The organism is Kordia sp. (assembly GCF_965224175.1).
Taxonomy (GTDB): domain Bacteria; phylum Bacteroidota; class Bacteroidia; order Flavobacteriales; family Flavobacteriaceae; genus Kordia.
This window is the reverse complement of record NZ_OZ245041.1, coordinates 1,226,862-1,253,350: the sequence shown is the minus strand read 5'-3', so window position 1 is coordinate 1,253,350 and position 26,489 is coordinate 1,226,862. Positions and strand designations below refer to the sequence as shown.

Sequence of the window (26,489 nt, the reverse complement as noted above, 5' to 3'; positions counted from 1 at the left end):
AAAATTAAATGAAAAGAACAGTACTATCTGTTAGTGCCTTGTTTTTGGCTTGTACTGCTGTATTTGCACAACAACAAGATGAAACTGAAAAACTTGATGAAGTTGTCATCTCTGATTCACGTCACGCATTGAAACGTGAGAATTCAGGAAAAACAGTAATCACTATTTCTAGTGAAGAAATTAAAAGAAACCAAGGTAAAACCGTTGCTGAAGTAATCAATACTAAAAGCGGAATTGAAATCTTGGGAAGTAGAAGTAATGCAGGACAAAATCTAAGTTATTTTGTACGTGGAGGAAACAACCGCCAAGTATTGATTATGATTGATGGAATTCAGGTAAATGACCCTTCATCTATCGCAAATGACTTCGATTTACGTTTGGTTGCTTTAGATCAAATTGAATCTATCGAAATTATTAAAGGAGCTTCTAGTACACTTTACGGAAGTGGAGCAGCTACTGCAGTGATTAGTATTACTACTAAAAAAGCTTCAGAAGATACGATTGCGTTACGCGTAAATAGCTCTTTCGGAACAAACCAATCACAAGATGATTCTGATTACAACATTAATGATTTCTCAAACAGTGCTCGTATTGACGGAACTGTAGATGATATATCATATGTAGTTGGTTTTGGTCACCAAAATACAGACGGTTTATCTGCTGTAATTGGAGAAGAAAGTGATCGTTTTTCACGTATCAATACAAATGTTCGTGTTGGTTATAAATTTTCAGATGCTTTTGAAGCAAGCATTTTTGGAAACATGGACAAATTCAAAAATGATTTTGATAGTTCTTCACCAAGAGTTGATGCTGACTATAGTGGAGAAAGTGAGCAATACCGTTTTGGAGTTGCGCCAAAGTATACGTACAAAAATGGTAGTGTAACAATGAACGCTGCTTATACAAAGATAGATCGTGAATTTAAATCAAATTTCCCATCTACTTTTGAAGGTGAAACAATCGCGTTAGATATCTTTAATAAGTACAACTTTAATAACAAATTTTACACAGTTGTTGGTTTAAATTATATTGACAATCAAACCGTTTTTACTGAAGAGCAGTCTTCTTCAATTGTAGATCCATATGTAAATGTAGTATATGTTTCTGATTTCGGATTGAATGTAAATGCTGGTGGACGTTTAAACAACCACAGTGAATACGGAACACACTTTACATACAACTTAAACCCATCGTACCGTATGCCATTAGGTAAAGGTTATGCAAAAGTATTTGCTTCTTATAGCACATCATTTATTGCACCAACATTATCGCAATTATTTGGAAACTTTGGACCAAATCCAAACTTAGAGCCAGAAGAAAATACAACGATAGAAGGTGGAGTAGAAGTGAAATTATCTGAAAAGTTACGTGCTAGCGCTGTTTACTTTAACAGAAAAGAAGAAAACTTTATCAACTATGTAGTTACTGATTTCACAACATTTGCAGGTGAATACCAAAACGTACAAGATGAATTTACAGTAAATGGTTTCGAATTTGAAGTTGCAGCAACTCCAATTGAAAACTTAACAGTAGATGCAAACTATACATTTACAGAGAAAAAAGATGTAAAAGTATTGCGTATACCAAAACACAAAGCAAACTTAAACGTTGGATATGCATTTTCATCTAGAACAAACGCTGGTTTATCATACCAATTTACATCTGAGCGTTTAGACACAGATTTTTCAACATTTCAAGATGTAACGTTGGAGTCTTTCAACTTAATCGGAGCGAATGTAAATCATAAATTTAATGAACGCATCAGCGGATTTTTAACAGTATCAAATATATTCAACGAAGAATATACAGAAATTACAGGATTCACTACCAGAGGTACTAACGTACGTATTGGATTTTCTTTGAACCTGTAGAGTTTATTTAAATATCATAAGTTTTAAGCCATTGGGAAACCAATGGCTTTTTTGTTTGTCGGTGTTGGGTTTGAAAAATTCAAAAGAAATATCTTACAATAAGATTCTGTATTATAGTATGTTTTTGTAAATTTAGTAATAGCATATATAGATAGATAGATTCATCTTATAGATACTGCTAACATATTCAAAAACAGAAATCATGAAGAAAAAATACTTATTCCTCACTACATTTTTAATTCTATGTATATCTCTTCATGCGCAAGTCAATTACTACATCGATGAAAATGGGTCGGCTACTACAGAATCAGATGCGGGTACAATGAATAATCCATATAGTTTAGACTATTTCTTGAACAATATTATATTCGGAATAGCAAATGATCCCAATGGTTCATTGACCACAGTATTTTTAAAAGGAGATTTTGCCAGAACTGAAGGTATTTTTATTGGTGGAGAAGGAAATAAGAAATACAATCTAACTTTCGATTCTTGGGGAAATAATAATGCAGTTATTAAAGCTTTAGATCCGTGGCAAGGTAGTTTTAATACACTTTTCACATTGAATGAATCTACGGATATAACCGTAAAAAATATAACTTTTCAAGGGAGTTTAGATGTAAATACTCCTGCATTATTTCTCCTAAATTTTAAGAACAATAACCAATTAGAAGTTGATAATGTATTACTTGAGCAAAATTGGGGAATTAATGGCGTTGGAATGAAAATATTTGGAATGGGAGATTCGATTACAGTGAAAAACTGCGCCTTAAAAAATATGGGATGGACTTTAAATGAAGATACAATACCTTCTGGATCAGCAATTTCTGCAGGAATAATCGTTGAAGGGAACGAAAATGATGGACCTATAACAAACTTAGTGATTGAAAATAACACTATAAACGATATGATAAACGGATTTGCTGAAAACATTACGGTCACAGGATATATAGATGGTTTTAGAATTGAAAATAATGTATTATCGGATAATGGCAATATTGGAATTGCAATTGCTGGATATTATCCAGAAGTTCAAGATTGTGATTTTAGTGTAAATCCTGTAATATGTGATCCAATGGATCCTGGTAAAAATCAAGCGAGAAACGGAATTGTAAGATTCAACAGAGTGATTAATTCCAACCAACCAGATTTTGCTGCTGCTGGCATTTATTGTGATGGCTGCCGTGATGTGGTTATTGAAAGAAATTTTGTAAAAGGCAGTGATGTTGGTATTTCTGTTGGCTGTGAAAATGGAGGAAGTTTTATGAATGAATTTAGTGCTTCAAACGTTAAAGTAATTAATAATATCACAACTGAAAACCTTTTAAACGGAATCACTATTGGTTCAAAATTAAATGAACCTAATGTATCACAAGGAAATGCGCTGAGTACAGTAAAAGATTGTGAAATAAGAAACAATACAATTTACAAAAATGGAGAAGGAAAAATGCTAGGATCTGACTTTATTTTAGGATATCAAGTCACAGTGAGTAGATCTCAAAACAATGCATTTTTTAATAATATTGTATATATAGAAGAACAATCTTTAGGAGGAATTGTAAGTGCTGTTCCTTTTGCGGGTGATCCTTTGGAAACAGTAATGGTTGAAAATTTTGAGATGAGCCATAATTTATTTTTTGCAGATGATGGAAATCAGAATAATCTTGTCATCTCAGAAGGAAGCATGCTATATAATAGTACAAATTCGTCTTTTGGTACTCCTGATTTTATAGATGTTAGTAATGACAATTTTAGGATCTCCAATACGTCTATGGCAGTGAATGCAGGAAAGCCAAGCACAACAGTATTAACACCTGCATATTTAGCCGGATTTTATGCTGTAAACGAGCTAGATTATTATGAAAATGATAGAATCTTAAGTAATACGCATATTGATATAGGTGCATTTGAATCAGATGCTACAAACTTGAGTGTGCCTAATGTAAACGCATCTGATTTGAGTATACAGATTTATCCTAATCCTATTACAGAAACAGGTTTTTTAAATATTGACAATCAATTTACAGGAGATGTTACTATGCATATATATTCAGTATTTGGTCGTAAGATTGAGCAATCTATAACTTTTAAAAAATTGCAAAAGCAACATGCGGAACAGATAGATTTTCAACATCTTTCCAGTGGTTTGTATTTTGTTATGATACAAATTGGAGAGACAAAACAATGTATAAAAGTACTTAAAGAGTAGCTTTTGTATTTTGAGATTTAGCATATTGTCTAATTGTAGTTTTATGGATATTATAAAAACTTCTCTGCAAATCTATTTGACAAAAAAAACGCTTCTAACTTTTTAGAAGCGTTTTTAAAATATATTTTTATTTAAATTATTCCTGAGGAAGAATCAACTTATGATTTTGTAGTGCATCATCACTATCGCCAACATTTAAATCGATATACATACGATTTCCTGTGATTCTACGTAATTTAGTATCTGTAATACCTTCAATTGGAATAACTGAATTTCTAGATTCATTAATACCTGAAGGTCTTCCTGCAGCAGCAATATCCATTAAAGCAGCAGCTAGTAAAGGTTCAGTTTCATCACCTAAAACGCCCAAATTTGTTAAATCTTCAGCAAGAACAATATCAGGATTCAATCCGTCTGTATAATTTGAGAAACCAGCGCTATTCTCTAAGCGAGAAATTAAAGGTTGCATTGCCCATTTATGGTTAGGGTTTAATTGTTCGTCACCAAATGTCCAAGATGGAGAATCATATAAAGAAACAGATGCTTCATTTTTTCCAGTTGTTGTCGTTCCTACCTGTACAACATCAATATAAGGTTCTAAAGAATTAATTACCAATTCGCTTGCAGAAGCTGTACTTCCTGTAGTTATTACATATACTTTAGATAAACCTAAACTACTAATAGCTGCCCCAGAACTTAACGTATTTCTAAAATAACGGTTTTCTTGAGCATCCGTAAGAATTGGTTGAATTTTATCGTTGTATCTGAATTTTGTAAATAGTTGTCCTTCAAACTGTCCAGTAACCATACTTCCAATATTAATAGCGCTACTTACAAAACCTCCTGGATTGTAACGAAAATCTAACACCAAGTCTGTAACACCTTGCGCTTGAAAATCTGCAAAGACACCATTTAATTGTGTATCAAAATTAGAGATAAATTGGTTGTACATGATGTATCCAACTTTTTTAGCTCCAACATCAATAGTTGAACTCAATAGAATCGGATTTTCAGTAAGATTTGTTCTTGTCAAAGCAATATCTCTACCATTTGGAGTAATAGAACGTACATCGCCAGTAACTGTCAGATCAGCTAAATTAAACGTGTATGATGTCGCATCAAGTAAGTTTAAATTATTATCGGTTGAAGAATTAAAGAATAAACTTTGTCCATCAACGGCATAAATAATGTCTCCACGACGAATATCTTTTCCATCAGCATCAGAACCAGGTACAATATAACGTACATATCCAATTACTTCTGGACTTCCGCTATTAAGGAAAATATAACGAACGTCTGCTCCATTAGAATCAGAGTTTCCTTGTTGTGAAGCTTGTAAATTATCGTAATCATCAACAATTACACTAAAACGATCGTCAGGATGACGTAAATGTTCAAATAAATCAGCAGGATTAGGATAACTACTCAAAAATGAAACATAACCCTCACTATCATCAAGCTTGCTATCAGCTAAATCTGGAACTTCTCCCTGCCAAAAATACCATAGGTTTAGTCCTTTCCATACAAAGTCCTGAACTTCTAAACTTGAAGATACGCTAAACTGATTGTCATCTTGATCTGTACAGCTTACCGTTACTACAGAAATAACAACAAATAGGAAGAACAATTTTTTTATATTCATAATTTTCTTTGTCATAGTTTGTGTTTACTTTTATAAACACTAAAAATAGCGACAATATTGTAAAATAAAAATTATTTGTAACAAATTCGTAACTCGTTCGTCTTCCTTATAACTAACCGAAATTAATAGACCTAAAAAATGAAACAGGCAGATTTTTTACATATGATAATGCCTTTTAAAGACAAGTTGTACAGAATGGCAAAGCGTTTGCTAGTATCTAATGAAGAAGCTGAAGACGCAACCCAAGAAGTATTATTGAAACTATGGTCTAAGAAATCGAAAATTGAAGCCTATAATAATGTGGAAGCTTTTGCGATGACGATGACTAAAAATTATTGCTTGGATAAACTGAAATCAAAACAAGCCAGCAATTTAAAATTAGTACATAGCAATTACAAAGACGAAAAAACATCATTACAGAAAGAAGTAGAATTAAAGGATAGTGTCAGTTTTGTACATGAGATTATGGAAGAACTACCAGAGCAACAAAAAATTATCATACAATTGAGAGATGTAGAACAGTATGATTTTGAAGAGATAGCTAAAGTGGTTAACATGAATCCAACGGCAATAAGAGTAGCACTATCAAGAGCAAGAAAATACATAAGACAAGAACTTATAAAAAAACACAACTATGGAGTTAGCTAACATAGAAAATTTATTAGAGAAGTATTTTGAAGCAACAACAACGGTTCAAGAAGAACAAGAGTTACAAGCGTATTTTTCACAAACAAATGTGGCGCCGCATTTAGAAGAATACCAACCAATGTTTCAGCATTTCACTAATTTAAAAGGTGAGCAGTTTACTCGCAACGTTCCATTAGAACCTAGAAGAAAAAACTATTTAAAATGGATTTCTGTTGCTGCCGTATTTGTTCTCACGACCAGTCTATTCTTTAATGAATGGAGAAATCAGCATGAAGCCGAAAAAGCTTTCGCAGAATTTAAAACGACCATGTCTCTTGTATCACAAAATTTCAATTCAGGAGCAAGTCACATCAATCATTTAGCACAATTTGAAGAAACAACTAACAAAATTTTTATAACGAAAAACAATTAAAACATGAAGAAGATAGTATTATTAGTAATGTTAATGGCTTTGCCAGTACTTACATTTGGACAAAATATTTTTGAAAAATATGCAGATAACGACGAAGTAACATATGTATCTATTAAACCTAAAATGTTTAAGATGATCGCTTCTATGGGCATCGATGCAGATGATGCTGATGCTAAAGAGTTTTTAGAAATGGTAAATAGCATGAAAAGCTTAAAAACTTTAGCGACAAGCGATGCAAGAATCTCATCAGATTTAAAAAGATGGGTAAGCGGACGTTCTTCTGAATTAGAAGAGTTAATGGAAGTGAAAGATGGAGATACACGTATGAAATTCTATGTAAAAGAAGGAAAAGACGATACACATGTAAAGGAGTTGTTAATGTATATTACTGGTATTGAAGATAAAGTGAAAATGAAAGACAGAAGCATCAATACAGTAGTAGTTTCCTTAACTGGAGATATCGATTTAACACAAGTTTCAAAGCTTACTAGCAAAATGGACATTCCTGGTGGAGAACACTTAAAGAATGTTGACAAGAAGAAAAAGAACTAATTTGTAGTACAATTTTTACACGCGTCAATGGATACTTTTGTCTATTGACGCGTTATTATTTATATTCATCACATCAAAAAACAATCAAAAAATATGAAAACTGTACCATCAATTTTAGTATTAATGCTAGTCATAATTGGCATTAGTAGTTGTTCTGATAAAAATAGCTTACACAATTACATTTTAGATAATGCGGAGAAAATAGGTTTTTCTTCAAGTACAATTCCTATTAGTTCTATAAAAGGACAAGGACTTGAACTTACAGAGAAGCAAGAAGAAGCATTCAATGCTATTGAGCGTGTAAATGTACTTGTATATCAAGTAAATCAGGAAAAGAAAGAAGAATTCACTGCGGAAAAAGCTAAAATCAAAAGTATTTTAAAGCAATCAAAATATGAAGAACTTGTAAATTTGGGAAGCAAAGGTCTTATCAAGTTTGTAGGAGAAGAAGAAGCTATCGATGAAATTGTCATCTTTGTAGCAAACAAAGAGATGGGATTTGCAGTCACAAGAATTGTTGGAGACGATATGACAATGAACAAGTTCATGGAATTATACCAAATGGCTTCACAAGATAATTTTTCAGGTGTAAAACTAAATCTCGGCGGACTTACAGATTTAGTAGCGCCTATATCAACTAAATAAAAAAAAGGATAGATGTAAAAGCGCATCTATCCTTTTTTTATTTTTTTCTTCAGCTTTGAAGATTACTTATTTTATAAAAAAGTAAATCAGTAATAAAGCAACAATAGCTATTACAATAAAGAAAGCTATTTCTTTAATTTCTCTTTTCTTTGTTGAAACTCTATCTTGATATTCTTTCTCTAGAATTTCTTCATGAACTTTTTTATTATACGTATCTAAAAACTCAGCTTTTAGTTTAGCAATACCTTCCATAAACTCTTCGGAGCTTATGTTTCCTTTTGCGAAAAAAGTACAGGTAAAACTATCGTATAAATCAAAATCAGAAAATTCGTTGATCTGTTCATTTACAATTGATAGTGTATTCACATCTATCATGGGTAATTTTACAGTACCTTCTATGATTTCGTTTAAGGATAATTTGGTAAGGATTTCTTTTAGGTTATTATTCATGCTACCGAAATGAATTCCAGAACCATAATTATCTTTAATATAAGATTTGAATGCTTTGTTATAGATCACCTTTTTTATTTGTAATCTTCCAGATTTATTTAAAGCATCCAAACTCTTATCTGTTTTGGATTTTGTGAGTTTAATATTCACAGGATTTATTTTTGTTAATTCTTGGCTTTGCAAAATTAGCAAAAAAAAAATGTTAATGACTATGAATTGCTAGATTCCTGTATAATTATTAGGATTTATTGTTTTTAATTCAGATTTTATAGCTTCTGAAACCGCCAAAGTGTCAATAAAATCGGCGATTGACGCTTCAGTGATCTTTTCATTAGTTCTCGTAAGTCCTTTTAAAGCTTCATACGGATTTGGATAGTTTTCTCTTCTTAAAATTGTTTGAATAGCTTCTGCTACTACTGCCCAATTATTTTCTAAGTCTTCCTCAAACTTCTCTTTGTTCAATAATAGTTTGTTTAAACCTTTTAAAGTTGATTGAAATCCTATCACTGTATGTCCAAAAGGAACTCCTACATTTCTCAATACTGTTGAATCAGTCAAATCACGTTGTAATCTTGAAATTGGAAGTTTTGCTGCTAAGTGTGTAAAAATAGCATTTGCAATACCTAAATTTCCTTCACTGTTTTCAAAATCGATAGGATTTACTTTATGCGGCATAGCAGATGATCCTACTTCACCAGCTTTAATTTTTTGCTTAAAATAATCCATGGAAATATACGTCCAAAAATCTCTATCTAAATCAATTAAAATGGTATTGATACGTTTCAATCCATCAAAAATTCCAGCTACATGATCATAATGTTCAATTTGTGTCGTAGGGAAGGAGTGATGTAAACCTAAAATTCGCTCAACAAAATCATTTCCAAACGCTTTCCAGTCAATTGCAGGATATGCTACTTTGTGCGCATTGAAGTTTCCGGTAGCACCACCAAACTTGGCTGCGTGCGGAATTCCAGAAATAGAAGCTACTTGTGCTTCAATACGAGTAATGAATACTTCAATTTCTTTTCCTAAACGTGTTGGAGAAGCTGGCTGTCCGTGTGTTCTTGCCAACATGGAAATATCAGCCCATTCAGTTGCTAATTCTTTTAATTTTTCTAAAACACGTACCAATTCAGGTAAATACACATGTTGAATTGCTTCTTTAATAGAAAGCGGAATAGCTGTATTGTTAATATCTTGTGAAGTCAATCCGAAGTGAATAAACTCTTTATATTGTGAAATATTAAGTTGGTCAAACTTTTCTTTGATGAAATATTCAACGGCTTTCACATCATGGTTAGTTACTTTTTCAATCTCCTTAATTGCTTGTGCATCTTCAGCAGAAAACTCTTCGTAAATACTGCGTAAATCGTCATACAGAGAAGCATCAAAATCAGCTAATTGTGGTAATGGGATGTTGCACAAAGCAATAAAATATTCGATTTCGACTAAAACACGATATTTTATCAGAGATTCTTCGCTAAAATAATTGGCTAAAGCGATTGTTTTATTACGGTATCTTCCGTCAATAGGAGAAATGGCGTTAAGTGTTGTAAGCGTCATTGTAGTTGTGTTGTTGTTTTAAGCTGACAAATATACTTTTTCCGTGGTATGAATTAAAATTTATTGTGTTACATTTTAGTTACCTAAGACTTCATTTTTTTAATACGTTTTATGAGTTCTCTTGCTCTTGCTTTAAAAGCGGCACTTTGAGATGCGTAATCACGTTCAAGAATACTAATTAATTCTTCATGAATCCAATCAAATTCTTTTCCTAAAAGAAATAATGAACGCATGGAATATGCTTTAACAGCAACTTTTTGATCACTGATCATCCAGTCAAAACAAACTTCTGTGATTTTCTCACGATGTTTTGCAGTAAGCTTCTCTTTTGTCTGATTTGGATTTTTATGGTAGTATGCTTCAATTAAATATTCAGCTACTTTTGCCATAGGACGTACAGCGGGATCTAAATGTACGGTTTGCATTTTTTCTGTGTAGGTGTCTAAATGTGGTAGAATTGCATCTAAATTTTCTCTGGCAACAAACTCAAACAACCAAGCGGCTCTTGCTGAAATTTTATCATCAACCGTAAATACTACGTCTAATAAAGTTGGTAATAGTTTTGGATTGTTTAAAACAATATTGGCATAGTAATTTCGCTTCTCTCGAGAATGATTTACATAATTTAATTCCGAATAAAGTTGGTCAAACGTCATTGTTTTTATAATTTAGGCTACTTAAGAAAACGACATGAAGATACTTAAAAAAATAGCAGTTTTAGCATTAATTGTATTGATAATTTTACAATTTTTTGGACCTGAAAAGAATGAAGGTGATGTAGCTGATTTACAAGCTTTTTTAACAGAAACAAATCCGCCAGCTTCAGTACAAGCTTCTTTAAAAGCGGCTTGTTATGACTGTCATTCAAGTAATACTCGTTATCCTTGGTATAGCAATATTGAACCTATTTCTTATTGGATGGCAGGACATGTAAAACACGGAAAAGAAGAATTAAACTTTTCAGAGTGGAGTACATATTCTGTAAAACGAAAAGATCATAAGCTAGAAGAAGTTATTGAAGAGATTGAAGAAGGTCATATGCCAATTTCATCCTATACTTGGACACATGGTGATGCTAAACTAACCGAAACGCAAATAAAAGAGATTGCTGATTGGGTAAAGGATGCAAGAGCTATGTTAGCTGTAGGCCAGGAAAAACCTCAATAGATTTTTATTTACACATAAATTTAATGGTGTGATTATTTTATGATTCGAATTTCTTTTTTCGAAACGAATAATAATATAATCCAATGACAATAGCTATGCTTAATGTCAACCAACCAAAGAAAGTTTGGCTGTTTATATTTGTATCTTGATACACAGTTTCATTACCAAGTTTTATGGTTCGAACTCCAGGATATACGTCTATAGGGCTCACTAGTGTTGTGTCAACTAAAAACGAATATTCTGTTCCAGCAACTAAACTCAATTCTTTTGATAATTTTTCTGCTTGTTCAACAGTACCAGCATAAATTCCCAATATTTTATTGATTCCTTGAACTTCAATAAGCAATATATTGTGCGAACGCTTGTCATCAGTATATTTTCCAAAAGTTTGCATGTGTGAAGAACTTAAAACAATTCCATCAATTTTTTTAAGTTTTACTGTAGAAAATGCGCCTTTGTATAGAAGAAAAAGACCAACAAACACAAATAAGAAGAAAAGACTTAAACTATATGTAGCAACTTTTTTGTGCGTTTTTTGTTCCATAAATTTTAGGCTAACAACTGTGTTACAACTTTTGGTACTCCAATAGAACCATTTTCAGCGATAACGGTTAGGTTCTTATATGATTTTTGTGGAACTGCTGGTTTTGGATCAATAAAATAAATTGCAGTGTTTTGTGGTACAAAATCAATCAAACTTGCTGCTGGATATACTTGCATGGAAGTTCCTATTATAAGTAAAATATCAGCTTGTGTGCATTCGGCAACAGCCGTTTCAATCATAGGAACATCTTCTCCAAACCAAACAATATGCGGACGTAATTGCGCACCATTTTTACACAAATCTCCCAAAATAATATCATCTTCACAATCATAGACTTTATAAGGAGTTTTGGTACTTCGTACTTTTGATAATTCTCCGTGTAAATGAATGATTTTTGAACTTCCTGCGCGTTCATGCAGGTTGTCTACATTCTGTGTAATAATGGTAACATCATGTTGTTTTTCTAAATCGACCAACGCTTTGTGACCTGCATTTGGATCTACTTCCTTTAATTGACGCCTGCGCTGATTGTAAAAGTCTAAAACCAATGCCGGATTTCTTTCAAAACCAGTTGGAGAAGCTACTTCCATGATATCATGACCTTCCCATAATCCATCAGCGTCTCGAAATGTTTTAATTCCGCTTTCAGCGCTGATTCCTGCACCTGTAAGTACGACTATTTTTTTTCTTTCCATCTGTTGTAAATTTCAGCGTTTGGTAGATGTATAAATTCGTTTTCTTTATTATCAATAAAATCGATTAAATCTTTCTTGGCATACATTTCACTATCAATCATCATATTTAACAATACAATATTATCTTCATGTCTTTCTAAAGTGTCATATAAATACAATAAGTTAAGTTTTGCACCTTCAAACTCTGGATATTCTTTAGCAATGTACGAATACGCTTTTTCAGCACCTTCATAATCTTTAAATTCCCAAGCTGTATTTCCGCGAATGTATTCTACAAAATCATCTTCTGTCGCCGCGCGCAAATCGTCAAGTATTTGCATGGTAGCATTATAATCTTTAAGCATAACAAAATAATCGATTCCCATAAGTTTTGTCGTCGGATCATCGGGAAATTTTTTCAATAATTCATCAATGGCTTCCATATGATATACTTCATTAATTTGAGAAGCTACCTGAATTTTCATGATGTAATATATTTTTTTCTCTCTAAAAGATCCTTCAAGATTATTAATCAATTTGAATGCTTTTTCAAATTGCTCATTATTGATTAATGATTGATAACGTGTCATAAAAAACAAACTCTTCAATTGAGCTCTGTTTGCTTCTGTGTCTGTGCTATCTTCAGGCGGAATACTCAATCGGTATATATTTCCTAGCGTATCACTAAAATATTCGCCTGTTGTGTATACATACATGTCTTGAAGTTTAAAATCTCCATCAATGTAGTTTAGTTGGTAATCGTGATAATTAAGACCTTCTTCATCAGAATACATTCTAAAAAGTAAATGATATTTTTTTTCGTCTAAGTGATAATAGTAATTGACAATATTATACATCGTACCATTTTGAATACTTTTATTGATATTCTCTGGAAATATTTTAAATTTTGATAGAAAACCTTTCATAAACGATTTATCAAATGCGGAAAGTGTATCTTCTTTCATAGTTTCGTCGTCTTTCTGCATTACTTTTGCAACAAAGCTTTCGGTATGAAAATTATCCAAAAAAAACGTTGAATCGTTATCGTAAAACGAGTTCATTAACGCTGTGCCAAACTCAATTACCTTTTGATCGTTTTCATCATTGTTTTTTGCATATACTTCTGAAGTTTCTTGAGCAAAAGTGAAGCAAAAACAAAAGGAGAGAAGCAAAGAGAATATATATTTCATTCTATACATTTTAGAGTACACTAAAATAAGTAAATTATCAAACATTTTATCATTTTGCTTCCTTAGGTTTTTATAATAGTTTTGTAGGATGATAGACAAGGATTTGCTAGAACATTTAGAAGGATATCTTACAGAACGACGAAAAGGACTGTTTGCGAAAGTATTAGCACAGCGTACGCGTCATTTTACAGTAGCTGTAGAAGATGTATATCAAATGCACAATACCAGCGCAGTATTGAGGAGTTGCGATGTTTTCGGAATACAAGATGTTCATGTAATTGAAGCAACTTTGGGTAAAAAGATGGATAGAGAGATTGCCATGGGCGCGCAAAAATGGGTAGATATTCATCGCTATTCTAATACACAAAACTGTATAGATATTCTTAAAAAACAAGGATATCGTATTATTGCAACTACGCCACACGAAGATTCTCAATATTTACACGATTTTGACATCACGCAAAAAGCAGCTTTTTTCTTTGGTAAAGAACAAGAAGGTTTGAGTGATGAAGTACTATCGCAAGCAGATGAGTTTTTAAAAATTCCAATGGTAGGCTTTACTGAAAGTTTGAATATTTCAGTTTCTGCAGCAATTACGATTCAGGATGCAACGACAAAGCTTCGAAATTCAGACATTCCGTGGAAGTTTACCGAAGAAGAAATCTTAGAAAAGCGATACGATTGGTGTAAAAAATCTATAAAAAGTATTGATGATATTTTAAAACGTTATCAAGAAACACATTAATAAGATTATTTCTTCATCACATTTGCTTCATACAAATCAATCCAATCTTGTGGAGCCATTTTTGTTACTAGTTCTTTGATTAAATCAAATGGAATGTCGTCCATTTTTTTAAAGCGAATACAACTTTTCCCCATGTCTAATTTACGTTTGCAATGTTTTGGGTATTCCGCAACAAACCAATCCATCAATTCTTTATTTGCGTAAATTCCCATATGATATAATGCTACAAAATTCTTTTGCGAAGCATAACTAATAAACGGTAATGGTAATTTCGGGTCGCAATGATAACCGCCTGGATATGTGTCGTGAGCAACAACAAATGCGGGCATTTTATAATTAATTGCTTCTGTAAATCCTTCAGGTAAATTCTCTTGAAGAATGTTTCTCATCTTCAATATTACTTCTTTTCTTTCTTCGGGAAGTTGTGAAATATAGTCATCAATTGAATCTGCATCGTATGTCATGGTGTTTGGTTTTTTAAGTACCTAAATGTACTAATTTTTTAAAATAATTATCATTTTACAATCAAAATAAAAAGTATCTTTAAAAAACTTTTTAAAATAACATACTATGATTTCTTGGTTTGAAATTCCTGTGGCAGATATGGATCGTGCGCAAAAATTTTATGAAACGGTTTTTAAAGTTTCTATGAAAGTACAAGATTTTGGAGGATTATTATACGGTTGGTTTCCGCCAAAACCTGCTTCCGAAAGTGCTACAGGTGCTTTGGTAAAGCAAGAATCGTATATACCGAGTACAACGGATGGCGTATTGGTTTATTTTGCCTCTGGAGATGTTGCGAACGAACTAGCAATTATTGAAGAAGCCGGTGGAACTATTGTACAAGGAAAAACACAAATTTCTCCAGATACAGGTTATATGGCAATATTTATTGATACGGAAGGAAACAGAATCGCGTTATTTTCTAGGCCATAACAGCTCTTTATGTGAATTATGTTTGATATGTTTTTGAGGAATAAATCACTCCAAGATTTCCTTCAAAATCAAAATCTTGTCTATATACGAATCCAATTTTTTCCAATACGTTGATGGAAGCTTTGTTTGTTTTCATAGCTCTACCAACAATTTCAGCTAATTCTAAGGTTTTAAAACCATAATCTATACAAGCTTTGGCAGTTTCGGTGGCAAAACCTTGATTCCAATACTTTCTGAAGAAACGGAAACCAATATCATATTCGTTATTTTCTGGCGTAAATTTGATTCCGCACCAACCTAAAAAATCATTGGTTTCTTTGTGAATCACTGCCCATCTTCCAACGCCGTATTTTTCGTACTGATCGTAGTTTTTTAGAAACTTTTCCGCTTGACGGATATTTTCAAAAGCAACATCACCAGTATATTTTATAACTTCTTTATCGAGATTTAAATTATAGAAATATTCCGCATCAGCAATAGTTAGCTGACGTAAATAAGTGCGTTTAGTTTCTATAATTATGTTCACTGAAAAAAGAATTATTCATGCAATAATACAATAGAAAATTCAGAATCAACCGTAACTTTTCCATTGATAACAGTCGCAGTCTTTCCAGAATAATGATCGGTTACTGTTGTATCATTTTTAAAAATATCTGCAACTGAAATTTCTTTGTTTCCTTTTGCTAAATCCAATCCAACAACTACTTTATCACTATTGAATGTTCTCGAAAATACATATGGACTTTGTGAAATCATATGATGTCTTCCAGCTCCAATTGCAGGATGTGCTTTGCGAAATTGTCCTAGTTTTTGCCAATGCGTTAATACGCTTATAACATCGCCATGGGCAAGATATTCCCAATTCATGTATGAACGTAATGTTGCATCACCTTCTGTATCTTCAATAATTAACGGACGTTTGGTTTCGTCTCCGTAGTAAATTTGAGAAATTCCAGGTGTTAATAATAGTTTTGTTGCAGATTCATATGGTTTAGTTCTAGTTTTATCAAAAGGATCGCCATCATCATGTGAACTGATATAATTCATGACACTTTTTCCTTTTAAATCGTGATGAAGAATACTGTCGTATTTAGAAAAAATAGTTTCATAATCTTGCCTTGCATCATATTTGAATTGAAAGTTGATCAAATTATCAAAACCGTTGGCGTAATAATCTACTTTCTTATCACCAAAGTCGTAGAAACGCTTGTGATCAATGGAATAGCCGTACAGTTCTCCTAACATATAAAAGGCATTATCATCTAATACAGCTGTAGGATTTGCTTTTTTCCATTCTGTAAAAGCAATTTGTGCTTGTTCATTTAAAGTATTCCAAGCACTTTCTTCTACATGTTTTACGGTATCAACTCTGTAACCATCTACACCATATTCACGTACATAATCTGTGAGCCATTTGATGATGTAATTTTTCGGACTTCTTTTAAGACCAGTTTTTTTAAAGAATTCATCCAATTCTTTCATTTCTGTTTCATAACGACCTTCAGCTTTCCATTTTTCGACTAATGGAGTAGGTAAGTCAACATTTTCATTACTATTTGTCAATATATCTGGAAGGTTTTTTACAAGTGTACAACTCACGGCAGTATCATAATTTTGGTAGCTACAACCAGGCTCAGTACGAACCCAAGTATCGTCCCAAACAAGATCTTTTTCGGTAACTGGACCTGTGTGATTCATCACAACGTCCATTAAAATTCGAATTCCGTGTTGGTGCGCTGTTTCTACCAATTCTTTAAAGTCGGCTTCGGTACCAAAATTAGCATCAAATGATGTCCAATCTTTAGTCCAATAACCATGAAAAGCATAGGTATTTCCTGTTCCTTCGTCTGTGCTGTCGTGTATTTGCTCTAATACTGGTGAAAACCAAATAGCATTCACGCCAAGTTTATCAAAATAACCTTCTTTTATTGATTGTGTAATTCCAGCCATATCTCCGCCCATAAAACCACGAAGAGTAGCTGGTTTTTTTGTACGATTATAATTGAGGTTATTAGCTTCATTTCCATCACGAAAACGATCTGTCAACATAAAATATACATTAGCAGCTTCCCAAACAAAAGGCTGCGCTTCTGTAGCTTTTTCAGCAATTTCTTTTGGTTTTGATTTACATGAGAAAAAACAAAAAGAGATCAATAATGAGAAGAATAAATGCTTCATGCTGTAGATGGATTTTGTGGTTATCTATTGCAATATAAAGGTTACAATGCTTTTTTCATATTGTAAAATAGTGATCTCATAAAAAAAGTGTTACTACAACGATTGAGTTACTAATTTTCTTAATAACTTCTTTGCTTTTTGAAAAGGAAAATTTAAAAGACACCTTAATTTTTGTACATTGAAATCATTATAATTTGCTTAATGTAATATGTATCGAGCTTTTATAATTAAAATCAAATGCAATTACAATTCGAGTATTCTAGTATTGTATGACGTATAGAAAAAATAGATATAAATGAATTATCAAACATATCAACCTCACGCAGACTTAAGTGCATTGGTCAAGTTTTATTGGACTTTGGAAGTACCTTATGATCCAAATAATCAAAAACAGAAAATTATTCCTGATGGTTGTATAGAAATGACTTTTAATTTTAAAGACGATATTAAGCGATATGTATCTGAAAAAGATTTTATAATACATCCTAATTCTATGATAATGGGGCAAAGAACAAAGTCTTATTTTATAGAACCTACAGGCGATGTTGATTCTTTCGCTATTTGTTTTTACCCATACGGATTTGCAAATTTTGTCTGTGTTTCTCTCGAAAGTCTGGTAGATATTGAAGTTCCGATTGAACGTTTATTTGGAGATGAAACTGCTAAAAGTTTAAAACAAAAAATTTTTGAAGCATCAAGTACCTTAAAACGTATTGAAATTATTGAAACATTTCTTTTAGACAGGCTTCATCAGAGTACAACCATCGAAAACTTAGTAAAAACAACAGTTGACACTCTTCTCGCTACCAATGGAAGTACTTCCATACATCAAATTTTAAAAGATGATTTGTCGAAAAGAAGACAGCTAGAAAGAAACTTCAGGAAACAAATAGGAATTAGTCCTAAACAGTTAGGTAAAGTGTTGCGCTTGCAAACAGCTTTAAAGATGTTACTCAATGAAGAGAAAAACCTAACAAATATTGCTTATGAAAGTGAATATTTTGACCAAGCTCATTTTATCAAGGATTTTAAAGAATTTATAGGAACTACTCCAAAAGATTTTTTAGGAAACGAACACATGGCGCTATCAACACTTTTCTATAAATAATCTTTAGGTGTCGCATTTTTACAATTTCAATTTATTTGTTGAAAGTAGTTTTGCTTCGTCAAACTTATTTAAATAGATGAAAAGAATACTACTAAGTGTCGCGATTCTGATTGCTTTTTGCTTTATCGCTTGTAATAATCAGAACAAACTGGACACAGCAGCAAAAAATCAAGATTTATTAACTAACAAAAAAATGAGCACTATGAATAATAGTTTTATTTCCCTTTTTGAAATTCCTGCAACCGATATCTCAAGAGCAATCAATTTTTATCAAGCGATTTTAGATGTAAATATTGAAAAAATGGAAATGCCTGGAATGGAAATGGGAATATTTCCATATGAAAACCAAATGGTAACAGGAGTTATAATGAAAGGAGAAGATTTTAAACCGTCGGCTGATGGTGTAACTATTTATCTGAATGGAGGAGATAATCTTCAAACGATACTTGATAAGATTGAAGTAAATGGCGGGAAAATTATAGTTCCAAAAACTGCACATGCAGATAATAGCGGTTTTTTCGCTCTGTTTTTAGATACCGAAGGGAATAAGTTAGGTCTAAATTCTCCAAACTAAAAAAAAGACAAACAGAATACAGAAAGATTTAAAAGAAATAAAGGTTCAAGTGTAAACTTGAACCTTTATTTAATATATTATTTTTATAAACTAGATTATTTCTTTTGTCTACTTAAGACTTTGTATTCTTCATAACAATCATTAATTGCATCAAGAATTTGTAGATCATTAGCGTTCGTAATAAACGTTTTAGAGTAGTTACATAACGAAAGAATTTCATCAATATCTACACGTTCTACTTGGAGTAATTCACGCAGCATTTGTCGATCAAACTTAGAAGCAAGTAATTCACGAATACGATCATCTTCTTTCATTTGACGCAGTTTACGCATCTGCTGCGGTTTTTTGCCAAATAAATTTTGTAAAAAGTCCGCAGGATTAAAAATAGCTCCTAAAACGGTAGAGATTGCTCCAGGTGCTTTTTCTCCAGCTTCATAACCTGTAGAAAGTCCAGCAATACGATAGCGATAATTTGGACGTATAGGAACATTTTTAGCATCAATATCTAAATATCCCGTAAGTTGATACGGCGTTAAAACTACTTTTTCTAGGGCATATGCTAACTCTGTGATTCGAATTGTAGACGAATTTTTGTATTTCAACATGTCATTAGTTACACGTACTTTGATAGATTTAAAACCTAGGAATGAAAAGAATAAGATGTCTTCAGCTTTGGCATCAATTTGAAATTCTCCTTTTTCATTGGTGATTACACCTTTTATTGTTGTTAAGTTAACAACATGTACCGCTTTCATCGGTTTATCGTCAGCATCGTTCACAACTTTTGCATACAACTTTTTCATTTCTTGTGCAGAAAGAGTGGTGGTTATAGTTAAAAATAAAAGTAGAAAAGTATATACTTTTTTCATGTATGCAATTTTTGAATGAATAGTCTTCTTGACTAATAGTCGTATAAAAATACTAAACAAAACAATAAAAAGTGCGCCGAAGCACACTTTTTACTTAATATTAACAATATTTTTGTTATTTTCTTCTCGATCTTCCTCTAAAACGATCTCCGCCACCGCTATCATTTCTGCGACGTCTTCCGCCATCTGATGAGTTTTCACTTCTTCGACTTCTTCTACGATCACCTCCATTTCCGCCATCTCTACGACGTCTTCCGCCGCCATCTCTGCGTCGTCTTCCACCGCCACCGCCAGTGTTAGTTGATTCTTCAACATTCACAAAACGTCCGTCTACTTTAAAGTCAGTAAAGTGTGCTAATACTTGTTCTTTTTTGTCATTATCTGTATTAAAGAAAGAGAAACTTTCTTTTACGTCCACTTTGTATACATCATCACGACCTAAGCTAAGTGTTTCTTTTAAGAAATCTTTTAAACGCATCCAATCGTATCCGTCTTTTTCTCCAACATTGATAAAGTAACGCGTACTATGGTCGTTACTTTTTCCACGAGAACCACGATCTTCATTGTTTCCTTTTGGTTGATTTAAATCACGTTTATTCTTGTAGTAGTTATAGAAACGGTTAAATTCAACAGAAACCATACGTTTTATTAAATCTTCTTTAGAAGTATCTTCAAAGATTTCTAAAATTGCAGGTAAATATTCATCTACTTGTTCATTTACTTCTGTATTGTGAATTTTATTGGCTAAGTGAAATAATTGTACTTGACAGATTTCAATTCCAGTTGGAATGGTTTTTTGTTCAAATTTCTTTTGAATTTTACGCTCAATCGATTTGATTTTGCGCATTTCACTTTTTGTCACAATTACCATAGAAACTCCATTCTTTCCAGCTCTACCAGTACGACCGCTTCGGTGAGTATAGGTTTCTATTTCGTCTGGTAATTGGTAGTTGATAACGTGTGTAATATCGTCTACATCAATTCCACGTGCTGCTACATCAGTAGCTACTAACATTTGAATTTGACGTGTACGGAATGATTTCATCACTAAATCACGTTGATTCTGGCTTAAATCTCCATGAATTGCTGCTGCATTATATCCGTCTTCAATTAATTTTTCAGCAACACTTTGTGTATCACGCTTTGTTCTACAGAAAACTACTGAAAATATATCTGGATTGGCATCTGCCAAACGTTTTAAGGCTAAATAACGATCACGACCGCTTACTGCGTAGAATTCGTGACGTACTTTATCTGAACCAGAGTTACGTGATCCAACCGTAATTTCTTTTGGATCATACATAAACTTTTTAGCAATTGTAGAAACTTCTCTTGGCATTGTTGCAGAGAATAACCACGTACTTTTATCATCTGGTGTGTGCGATAGGATAGAAGTAATATCTTCATAGAATCCCATGTTTAACATTTCATCAGCTTCATCTAATACACAGTATTCAATTTTTGTAATATCAACCATACGGCGATTGATCATATCTTGCATACGACCCGGAGTTGCTACTACGATTTGTGCGCCTTTCTTTACTTGTCTTGCTTGATCTGTGATACTTGCTCCTCCATAAATAGCGACTACATTAATGTTTTCGTATTTAGAGTAGTTTTTTAATTCATTGGTAATCTGCAAGCATAATTCTCGCGTTGGCGATAAAATTAATCCTTGTGTGGTACGACTGTCTGCGTTTATTTTTTGAATTAACGGAAAACCAAAAGCGGCTGTTTTACCAGTTCCTGTTTGCGCTAAGGCAACAACATCTGTGTCTTCGTTAAGTAATAATGGAATTGCTTTTTCTTGAACTTCACTAGGCGTTTCAAAGCCCATGTCCTGAATGGCACGCAAAAGCGTGTCTTGAAGACCTAATTCTTCAAATTTTGTCATAATGTAATTTTATAAGGTTCGTACAGCTTTTTGCTGTATTGAGAAGTTACATTGAGCGTTACGACCTAATAAAATACCCTGACGCTGCATAACTTCATCTCGCTCTGAGATTTCAAGGCGCAAAGGTAGTGTTTTATTTTTAAATGACTAATTTCAGTTTAATAATTTAATTATCAGTTGTTTATTGCTAATTTTCTAAAGATATTTCTATGTGTGGATAATCGATTCCGAAGGCTTTTTCGTTTTTGAATGGAATTCGAAGTGTATCAATTTTACCAAAAGGGACTAAAATTTCAAGATCGTCTAGGTGTTTGATATTATATTCTTTTAATGATGTTTCGAAAGATCCAATTTGTGTGGTCTTGCTGTTTTTGAATTTTAGATGAAAATTTTCAACATAATTCATCTTGTTTGGAATATTTGCAATGTTCACATATTGCCTCTTTTTGTATTTATCTTGAATGACAATTATTGGCAAATCATACACTTCGGTTTTCAAGGCACTGATCAAATAATAGTTATATTCAGTTCTCACTAAGCTAATGAAATCATTAGAATGAAAAATATAATTTCCATTTAGATCGAATAGTTTAAATTCACATGTGCTAGTGCAACAACCAAATATTGTTGTTAGAAAATATCCTGCATGATCGTAAATTTGTAAATCGTCACTGTAAAAATTTAGTTCATATGCTGAATTGCAGATACTTTCTGGATGAAAAAACTGTACAGTATGTTTCGTTCCTTTGAGTCCTGATAGTTCTAAATCTTGATATCGTTGTGTAAGTCCTGTTACAATATAATTTGTTGTAAGTCCTACAGAATCTGTTTGCGTAACATCTTTAACGACAGTTTTTTGGATATATTCATCATATCTATCAATTTTGATATGCTTTTCTTCAAAAGTTGCTTGTATGTTATAAATGCTGTCAAAACGATCAAAAGAAGACTTTCTTACGCCAAAATTTTTATTGTGAGTTAGAATGGTATCATATCTTAAAATGTTAAATTTGTACAACTCACCATCTTTTTGAGCAGAATTAAATTTTAGTATGGTATCATTAATCTTCTGTAAATAAACAATTTCCTTTTCAACAATAGTTTTGGTGCAAGAAGAAATAAAGAATGGAAGTAAAACAAGTAAGAGTTTCTGTATTTTCAAGATTGATCATTTTTTGGTACTCAAAAAGTCAATCAATTTTTGTACCGCTTTTCCACGATGTCCTACACGATTTTTTTCTTCGAGTGATATTTGTGCGAATGTTTCCGTAAAACCATCTGCCATAAAAATAGGATCGTAACCAAAACCTTTTTTACCTCGTTTTTCTTCGATAATAGTTCCTTCACAAATTCCAGTAAATGTATGTTGTTCGCCATTTAAGATTAGAGCTACAACGGTTTTAAAATGTGCAGAACGATTGTCTTTGTTTTGAAGATTGCTCAATAACTTATTCATATTATCATCCGCATTTCGTTGTGAACCTGCATAACGTGCAGAAAAAACTCCTGGTTCGCCATTTAACGCATGTACTTCTAAGCCTGTATCGTCAGCGAAACAATCGTAACCATAGTGTTCTTTTACATACTGTGCTTTTTGAATGGCATTTCCTTCAATAGTTGGTTGTGTTTCAGGAATGTCTTCTTCACAACCAATTGCTGCTAAGCTTAAAATGGTAATATGATCAGGTAATAATGATTGTACTTCTTTAACTTTATTTTGGTTGTTGGTAGCAAATACGATTTTCATGATGTAGAAATTATTTCAATTTCCCAAAAATAAAGAAATAGTGCGAAAATTCGAGTCTAACGTTAATTGAATAAAACAATCTTTTTCTTTTATTTGTAAAGATATCAGAAAATAATTGTTCATGAATTTCAAATATATAGTGCTTACTTTTTTTATTTGCTTTTTAACAGTTAGTTACGGGCAAAAAAAGAAATTCTCCAAGATAGCAGATACAACAGAAGTTGGACTTGTTAAAGAGATGAAAATAATAGCAAGCGAACTTTTGAAGAATTATCATTGGAAAAATGATACGGATAGTATTCTTAAGATAACTCGTTTTTACATCATTGAAGAGAATTATGAAGAAGCAATTTCTAATATTAGTAAATTAGACAATTATTACAAAGAAAAATATCCATACTATGAAAAATATATAGGCAAACGATTGTTAATATATTCTAAAGCTAAATTGAGAGCTAAAAAAGAAAATATTTCTTTTGAAGAAAGTTATTCAAAGGAACTGAAAGCGTTCATGGGGAATATTCAAGATAGGTTATCACAATTTTTAGATTATTTCTTTAGTTCTTCTATAAAAGATGAACCTGAAAATTTAAAAAATCTATTAAAAAGTCAGAAAGATTCTTCTAATGTTGCTGAAACTTATATACTTTTTCAAACATTTATGAATGCGAAACTTTATGAAGAAACTAATAGACTAATTTCTAAAGTTATAAAAGAGTTTGATGAAGAGAATTATATTATTAATGATAGTATTATAGTCGCAAAAGGAGATGTAAAAATACCAGTAAGAGTTGTTAGAAATAGAAAATTAAAAGGGAAACAACCTACTATTTTAAAATTTTCAATTTATGCTGATGATGTTGATCTAGAGCTAGCAAAGTCAATCGCAGATAAAGATTATGTTGCTGTTATTGCAAATACAAGAGGAAAGTGGTTAAGTGATAATGAGTTACATCCTTTTGAAAATGATGGAGAAGACGCTTACAGTGTTATTGATTGGATTTCAAAACAATCGTGGAGTAATGGTAAAGTTGGTATGTTTGGGGGAAGTTATTTAGGGTTTTCTCAGTGGGCAACTGCAAAAAGGATACATCCAGCATTAAAAACAATAGTACCGCAAGTAGCAGTTGGAGTAGGTGTTGATTATCCAATGCAGAATAATGTATTTATGTCTTACATGTTACGTTGGATTCATTATGTAGAGAACAATAAATTTACAGACTATGAAGACTTTTCTAATGCAGAGAAATGGGAAAAAGTATACGGCGATTGGTTCAAAAGTGGAAAATCATTTAGAACTTTAGACAGCATTGAAGGAAGACCAAACAAAACGTTTCAGCGTTGGCTAAATCATCCCGATCGTGATGACTATTGGAAAAATATGGTCGCCGATAAAAATGACTTCTCTAAAATAAACATTCCAATATTGACAATAACAGGATATTTTGACGATGATCAATCAGGCGCTTTGTATTATTTTAAAGAACATCACAAATATCATAAAAATCCCAATCATTATTTAGTGATTGGACCTTACGATCATGGTGGAGCACAAGGAAACCCTAATACAGAATTAAAAAAATATACAATAGATTCTGTTGCGAGAATTAGTGTAAATTCTTTGGTTTTTAGTTGGTTTAACTATATTCTAAAAGAAGATAAAAAACCTATCTTATTAAAAGATAAAATCAATTATCAAGTGATGGAAGCGAACACATGGGAGCATGCTTCGACATTAGAAGAACTTCAAGCTAACAAAAAAACATTCTATTTATCAGATACGAAAGTAGGAAACTATTACAAACTTCAAACAGCAATAGAAAAAAATAACAATTATGTTTCGCAGAAAATCGATTTTTCAGACAGAACCAAAATTCATAATCATATAGATTTTGAGAAGTTATCTATTATTGATTCGACACTAAATACTAATAATGGACTAGTTTTTATATCAGATCCAATAGAAAAAGACATGGAAATAAACGGTTCTTTTTCAGGAGAACTTTCTGTTATGATCAATAAAAAGGATATAGATTATACCTTATTGTTGTTTGAGTTAAAAGAAGATGGAACTTATTTTTATTTAAGTAATTACATTCAAAGAGCTAGTTATTCAGATAATAAAGAAGAAAGAAAGTTGTTAAAACCAAATACGAAAACAAAGTTAAATTTTAAAGACACATATTTCACAAGTAAAAAACTGGTAAAAGGAAGTAAGCTAATCCTAATTGTAAATATTAATAAAAATCCAGAATGGGAAATTAATTATGGAACAGGCAAAGAAGTAAGTCGTGAAACAATAAAAGATGCAGGAGAACCTTTGTTGGTAAAGTGGTTTACGGATAGCTATATAGAAATTCCAACGAATTAATCATCTATGATGATACGGTTCATTTCGTAAAATAGTAAAGGCTCTATAAATCTGTTCTACTACAAACAAACGCACCATTTGGTGTGAAAAGGTCATTTTGGATAAAGATACCTTTCCTTGTGCTTTCGCATAAACGTTCTCAGAAAAACCATAAGGTCCGCCAATCACAAAAACCAAAGTTTTAATACCAGCATTCATGCGCTTTTGTAAATAGTTTGAAAAATCTACGGAAGAAAACTGTTTTCCGTTTTCATCTAACAAAACCAAAACGTCTGTAGGCGCTAGTTTTTTAAGAATCAATTCGCCTTCTTTCTCTTTTTGTTGTGACTCGCTAAGGTTTTTAGTGTTTTTTAAATCAGGAATAATCTCCAAAGTAAACTTTACATAATGTGACAAGCGTTTTACATACAAATCTATCAGCTGTTGCAATTGCTTGTCATCTGTCCTTCCAATAGCGAGTAACTTAATATTCATTCGGTAAAAATAATAGAAATCATATA

Annotated in this window: 27 protein-coding genes; 12 read left to right on the top strand and 15 right to left on the bottom strand. The window is 32.2% G+C overall.

The genetic code is table 11. The annotated features are described in order from the left end of the window. The first annotated feature begins 8 nt into the window (after nt 1-8). Together ACOQOS_RS05505 and ACOQOS_RS05500 are read left to right on the top strand one after the other, a co-directional pair. A complete protein-coding gene (locus tag ACOQOS_RS05505) occupies nt 9-1,871 on the top strand; it encodes a TonB-dependent receptor plug domain-containing protein (protein WP_420573968.1) in 1,863 nt (620 codons plus the stop codon). 202 nt (nt 1,872-2,073) lie between these two features. Next, entirely contained in the window at nt 2,074-4,080 is a 2,007-nt protein-coding gene (locus tag ACOQOS_RS05500; RefSeq protein ID WP_420573967.1) for a T9SS type A sorting domain-containing protein, read from the top strand. 136 nt (nt 4,081-4,216) lie between these two features. Here the strand turns inward: ACOQOS_RS05500 and ACOQOS_RS05495 are convergent, their stop codons facing one another. Further along, nucleotides 4,217-5,722, bottom strand: a complete 1,506-nt coding sequence (locus ACOQOS_RS05495) for a S41 family peptidase (RefSeq protein WP_420573966.1) — start codon at nt 5,720-5,722, stop codon at nt 4,217-4,219. A 138-nt stretch (nt 5,723-5,860) separates the two neighbouring features. Between ACOQOS_RS05495 and ACOQOS_RS05490 the strand changes: the two genes are divergently transcribed. The 4 genes from ACOQOS_RS05490 to ACOQOS_RS05475 all read left to right on the top strand — a co-directional run bounded on the left by ACOQOS_RS05490 (nt 5,861) and on the right by ACOQOS_RS05475 (nt 7,979). Continuing rightward, complete coding sequence (locus tag ACOQOS_RS05490) at nt 5,861-6,370, top strand: RNA polymerase sigma factor (RefSeq protein ID WP_420573965.1); 510 nt, start codon at nt 5,861-5,863, stop codon at nt 6,368-6,370. After that, complete coding sequence (locus tag ACOQOS_RS05485; RefSeq protein ID WP_420573964.1) at nt 6,357-6,782, top strand: hypothetical protein; 426 nt, start codon at nt 6,357-6,359, stop codon at nt 6,780-6,782. The genes ACOQOS_RS05490 and ACOQOS_RS05485 overlap by 14 nt, the downstream gene beginning before the upstream one ends. A 3-nt stretch (nt 6,783-6,785) precedes the next feature. Then, nucleotides 6,786-7,334 (top strand): DUF4252 domain-containing protein, encoded by a 549-nt coding sequence (locus ACOQOS_RS05480; RefSeq protein WP_420573963.1) that lies wholly within the window; start codon nt 6,786-6,788, stop codon nt 7,332-7,334. A gap of 93 nt (nt 7,335-7,427) precedes the next feature. Then, nucleotides 7,428-7,979, top strand: coding sequence for a DUF4252 domain-containing protein (locus ACOQOS_RS05475; protein WP_420573962.1), 552 nt, complete (start codon nt 7,428-7,430; stop codon nt 7,977-7,979). 66 nt (nt 7,980-8,045) lie between these two features. Here ACOQOS_RS05475 and ACOQOS_RS05470 read toward each other — a convergent pair whose 3' ends face one another. The 3 genes from ACOQOS_RS05470 to ACOQOS_RS05460 all read right to left on the bottom strand — a co-directional run bounded on the left by ACOQOS_RS05470 (nt 8,046) and on the right by ACOQOS_RS05460 (nt 10,648). Beyond that, on the bottom strand, nt 8,046-8,579 hold the full coding sequence (locus tag ACOQOS_RS05470; protein ID WP_420573961.1) for a hypothetical protein: 534 nt from the start codon (nt 8,577-8,579) through the stop codon (nt 8,046-8,048). 69 nt (nt 8,580-8,648) lie between these two features. Then, nucleotides 8,649-9,992, bottom strand: coding sequence for an adenylosuccinate lyase (gene purB, locus ACOQOS_RS05465; protein WP_420573960.1), 1,344 nt, complete (start codon nt 9,990-9,992; stop codon nt 8,649-8,651). 83 nt (nt 9,993-10,075) lie between these two features. Next, nucleotides 10,076-10,648: an adenylosuccinate lyase gene (locus ACOQOS_RS05460; RefSeq protein WP_420573959.1), complete on the bottom strand. Its 573-nt coding sequence runs from the start codon at nt 10,646-10,648 to the stop codon at nt 10,076-10,078. A 34-nt stretch (nt 10,649-10,682) separates the two neighbouring features. Here ACOQOS_RS05460 and ACOQOS_RS05455 point away from each other — a divergent pair, with 34 nt between their 5' ends. Beyond that, entirely contained in the window at nt 10,683-11,159 is a 477-nt protein-coding gene (locus ACOQOS_RS05455; protein WP_420573958.1) for a heme-binding domain-containing protein, read from the top strand. Between the two features lie 37 nt (nt 11,160-11,196). Here ACOQOS_RS05455 and ACOQOS_RS05450 read toward each other — a convergent pair whose 3' ends face one another. Genes ACOQOS_RS05450 through ACOQOS_RS05440 form a run of 3 tightly spaced genes read right to left on the bottom strand, consistent with a single transcriptional unit; the run spans nt 11,197 to nt 13,567 of the window. Then, entirely contained in the window at nt 11,197-11,703 is a 507-nt protein-coding gene (locus ACOQOS_RS05450) for a hypothetical protein (protein ID WP_420573957.1), read from the bottom strand. A 5-nt stretch (nt 11,704-11,708) separates the two neighbouring features. Continuing rightward, entirely contained in the window at nt 11,709-12,398 is a 690-nt protein-coding gene (locus tag ACOQOS_RS05445) for an SIR2 family NAD-dependent protein deacylase (RefSeq protein WP_420573956.1), read from the bottom strand. Then, complete coding sequence (locus tag ACOQOS_RS05440) at nt 12,380-13,567, bottom strand: tetratricopeptide repeat protein (protein WP_420573955.1); 1,188 nt, start codon at nt 13,565-13,567, stop codon at nt 12,380-12,382. The genes ACOQOS_RS05445 and ACOQOS_RS05440 overlap by 19 nt, the downstream gene beginning before the upstream one ends. A gap of 88 nt (nt 13,568-13,655) precedes the next feature. Between ACOQOS_RS05440 and ACOQOS_RS05435 the strand changes: the two genes are divergently transcribed. Further along, nucleotides 13,656-14,312 (top strand): TrmH family RNA methyltransferase, encoded by a 657-nt coding sequence (locus ACOQOS_RS05435; protein ID WP_420573954.1) that lies wholly within the window; start codon nt 13,656-13,658, stop codon nt 14,310-14,312. Nucleotides 14,313-14,317: 5 nt separating this feature from the next. Here the strand turns inward: ACOQOS_RS05435 and ACOQOS_RS05430 are convergent, their stop codons facing one another. Beyond that, a complete protein-coding gene (locus tag ACOQOS_RS05430) occupies nt 14,318-14,776 on the bottom strand; it encodes a DUF1801 domain-containing protein (protein WP_420573953.1) in 459 nt (152 codons plus the stop codon). A gap of 106 nt (nt 14,777-14,882) precedes the next feature. Between ACOQOS_RS05430 and ACOQOS_RS05425 the strand changes: the two genes are divergently transcribed. Next, entirely contained in the window at nt 14,883-15,248 is a 366-nt protein-coding gene (locus ACOQOS_RS05425; RefSeq protein ID WP_420573952.1) for a VOC family protein, read from the top strand. A gap of 16 nt (nt 15,249-15,264) precedes the next feature. Here the strand turns inward: ACOQOS_RS05425 and ACOQOS_RS05420 are convergent, their stop codons facing one another. Continuing rightward, nucleotides 15,265-15,774 (bottom strand): GNAT family N-acetyltransferase, encoded by a 510-nt coding sequence (locus ACOQOS_RS05420; protein ID WP_420573951.1) that lies wholly within the window; start codon nt 15,772-15,774, stop codon nt 15,265-15,267. A gap of 11 nt (nt 15,775-15,785) precedes the next feature. Further along, nucleotides 15,786-17,426, bottom strand: a complete 1,641-nt coding sequence (locus tag ACOQOS_RS05415; protein ID WP_420573950.1) for an alpha-amylase family glycosyl hydrolase — start codon at nt 17,424-17,426, stop codon at nt 15,786-15,788. 295 nt (nt 17,427-17,721) lie between these two features. Here ACOQOS_RS05415 and ACOQOS_RS05410 point away from each other — a divergent pair, with 295 nt between their 5' ends. Further along, a complete protein-coding gene (locus ACOQOS_RS05410; RefSeq protein ID WP_420573949.1) occupies nt 17,722-18,534 on the top strand; it encodes a DUF6597 domain-containing transcriptional factor in 813 nt (270 codons plus the stop codon). A gap of 202 nt (nt 18,535-18,736) precedes the next feature. Beyond that, entirely contained in the window at nt 18,737-19,108 is a 372-nt protein-coding gene (locus ACOQOS_RS05405; RefSeq protein ID WP_420573948.1) for a VOC family protein, read from the top strand. Nucleotides 19,109-19,203: 95 nt separating this feature from the next. Here the strand turns inward: ACOQOS_RS05405 and ACOQOS_RS05400 are convergent, their stop codons facing one another. The 4 genes from ACOQOS_RS05400 to ACOQOS_RS05385 all read right to left on the bottom strand — a co-directional run bounded on the left by ACOQOS_RS05400 (nt 19,204) and on the right by ACOQOS_RS05385 (nt 23,618). Beyond that, a complete protein-coding gene (locus tag ACOQOS_RS05400) occupies nt 19,204-19,977 on the bottom strand; it encodes a carboxypeptidase-like regulatory domain-containing protein (protein WP_420573947.1) in 774 nt (257 codons plus the stop codon). 115 nt (nt 19,978-20,092) lie between these two features. Next, nucleotides 20,093-21,871, bottom strand: coding sequence for a DEAD/DEAH box helicase (locus ACOQOS_RS05395; protein ID WP_420573946.1), 1,779 nt, complete (start codon nt 21,869-21,871; stop codon nt 20,093-20,095). A 187-nt stretch (nt 21,872-22,058) separates the two neighbouring features. Continuing rightward, nucleotides 22,059-23,033 carry a hypothetical protein gene (locus ACOQOS_RS05390; RefSeq protein ID WP_420573945.1) on the bottom strand — a complete coding sequence of 325 codons (975 nt, stop codon included), beginning with the start codon at nt 23,031-23,033 and terminating at the stop codon, nt 22,059-22,061. 6 nt (nt 23,034-23,039) lie between these two features. Next, the gene (locus ACOQOS_RS05385) at nt 23,040-23,618 is read right to left on the bottom strand and encodes a non-canonical purine NTP diphosphatase (RefSeq protein ID WP_420573944.1); all 579 of its coding nucleotides are present in this window, start codon (nt 23,616-23,618) and stop codon (nt 23,040-23,042) included. A 121-nt stretch (nt 23,619-23,739) separates the two neighbouring features. On the opposite strand from ACOQOS_RS05385, the gene ACOQOS_RS05380 reads away from it, so the two are divergent. Continuing rightward, a complete protein-coding gene (locus tag ACOQOS_RS05380) occupies nt 23,740-25,989 on the top strand; it encodes a CocE/NonD family hydrolase (protein WP_420573943.1) in 2,250 nt (749 codons plus the stop codon). Here the strand turns inward: ACOQOS_RS05380 and rlmH are convergent, their stop codons facing one another. Beyond that, nucleotides 25,990-26,463, bottom strand: coding sequence for a 23S rRNA (pseudouridine(1915)-N(3))-methyltransferase RlmH (gene rlmH / locus ACOQOS_RS05375; RefSeq protein WP_420575133.1), 474 nt, complete (start codon nt 26,461-26,463; stop codon nt 25,990-25,992). It abuts the gene before it with no gap. Nucleotides 26,464-26,489: the final 26 nt, after the last annotated feature.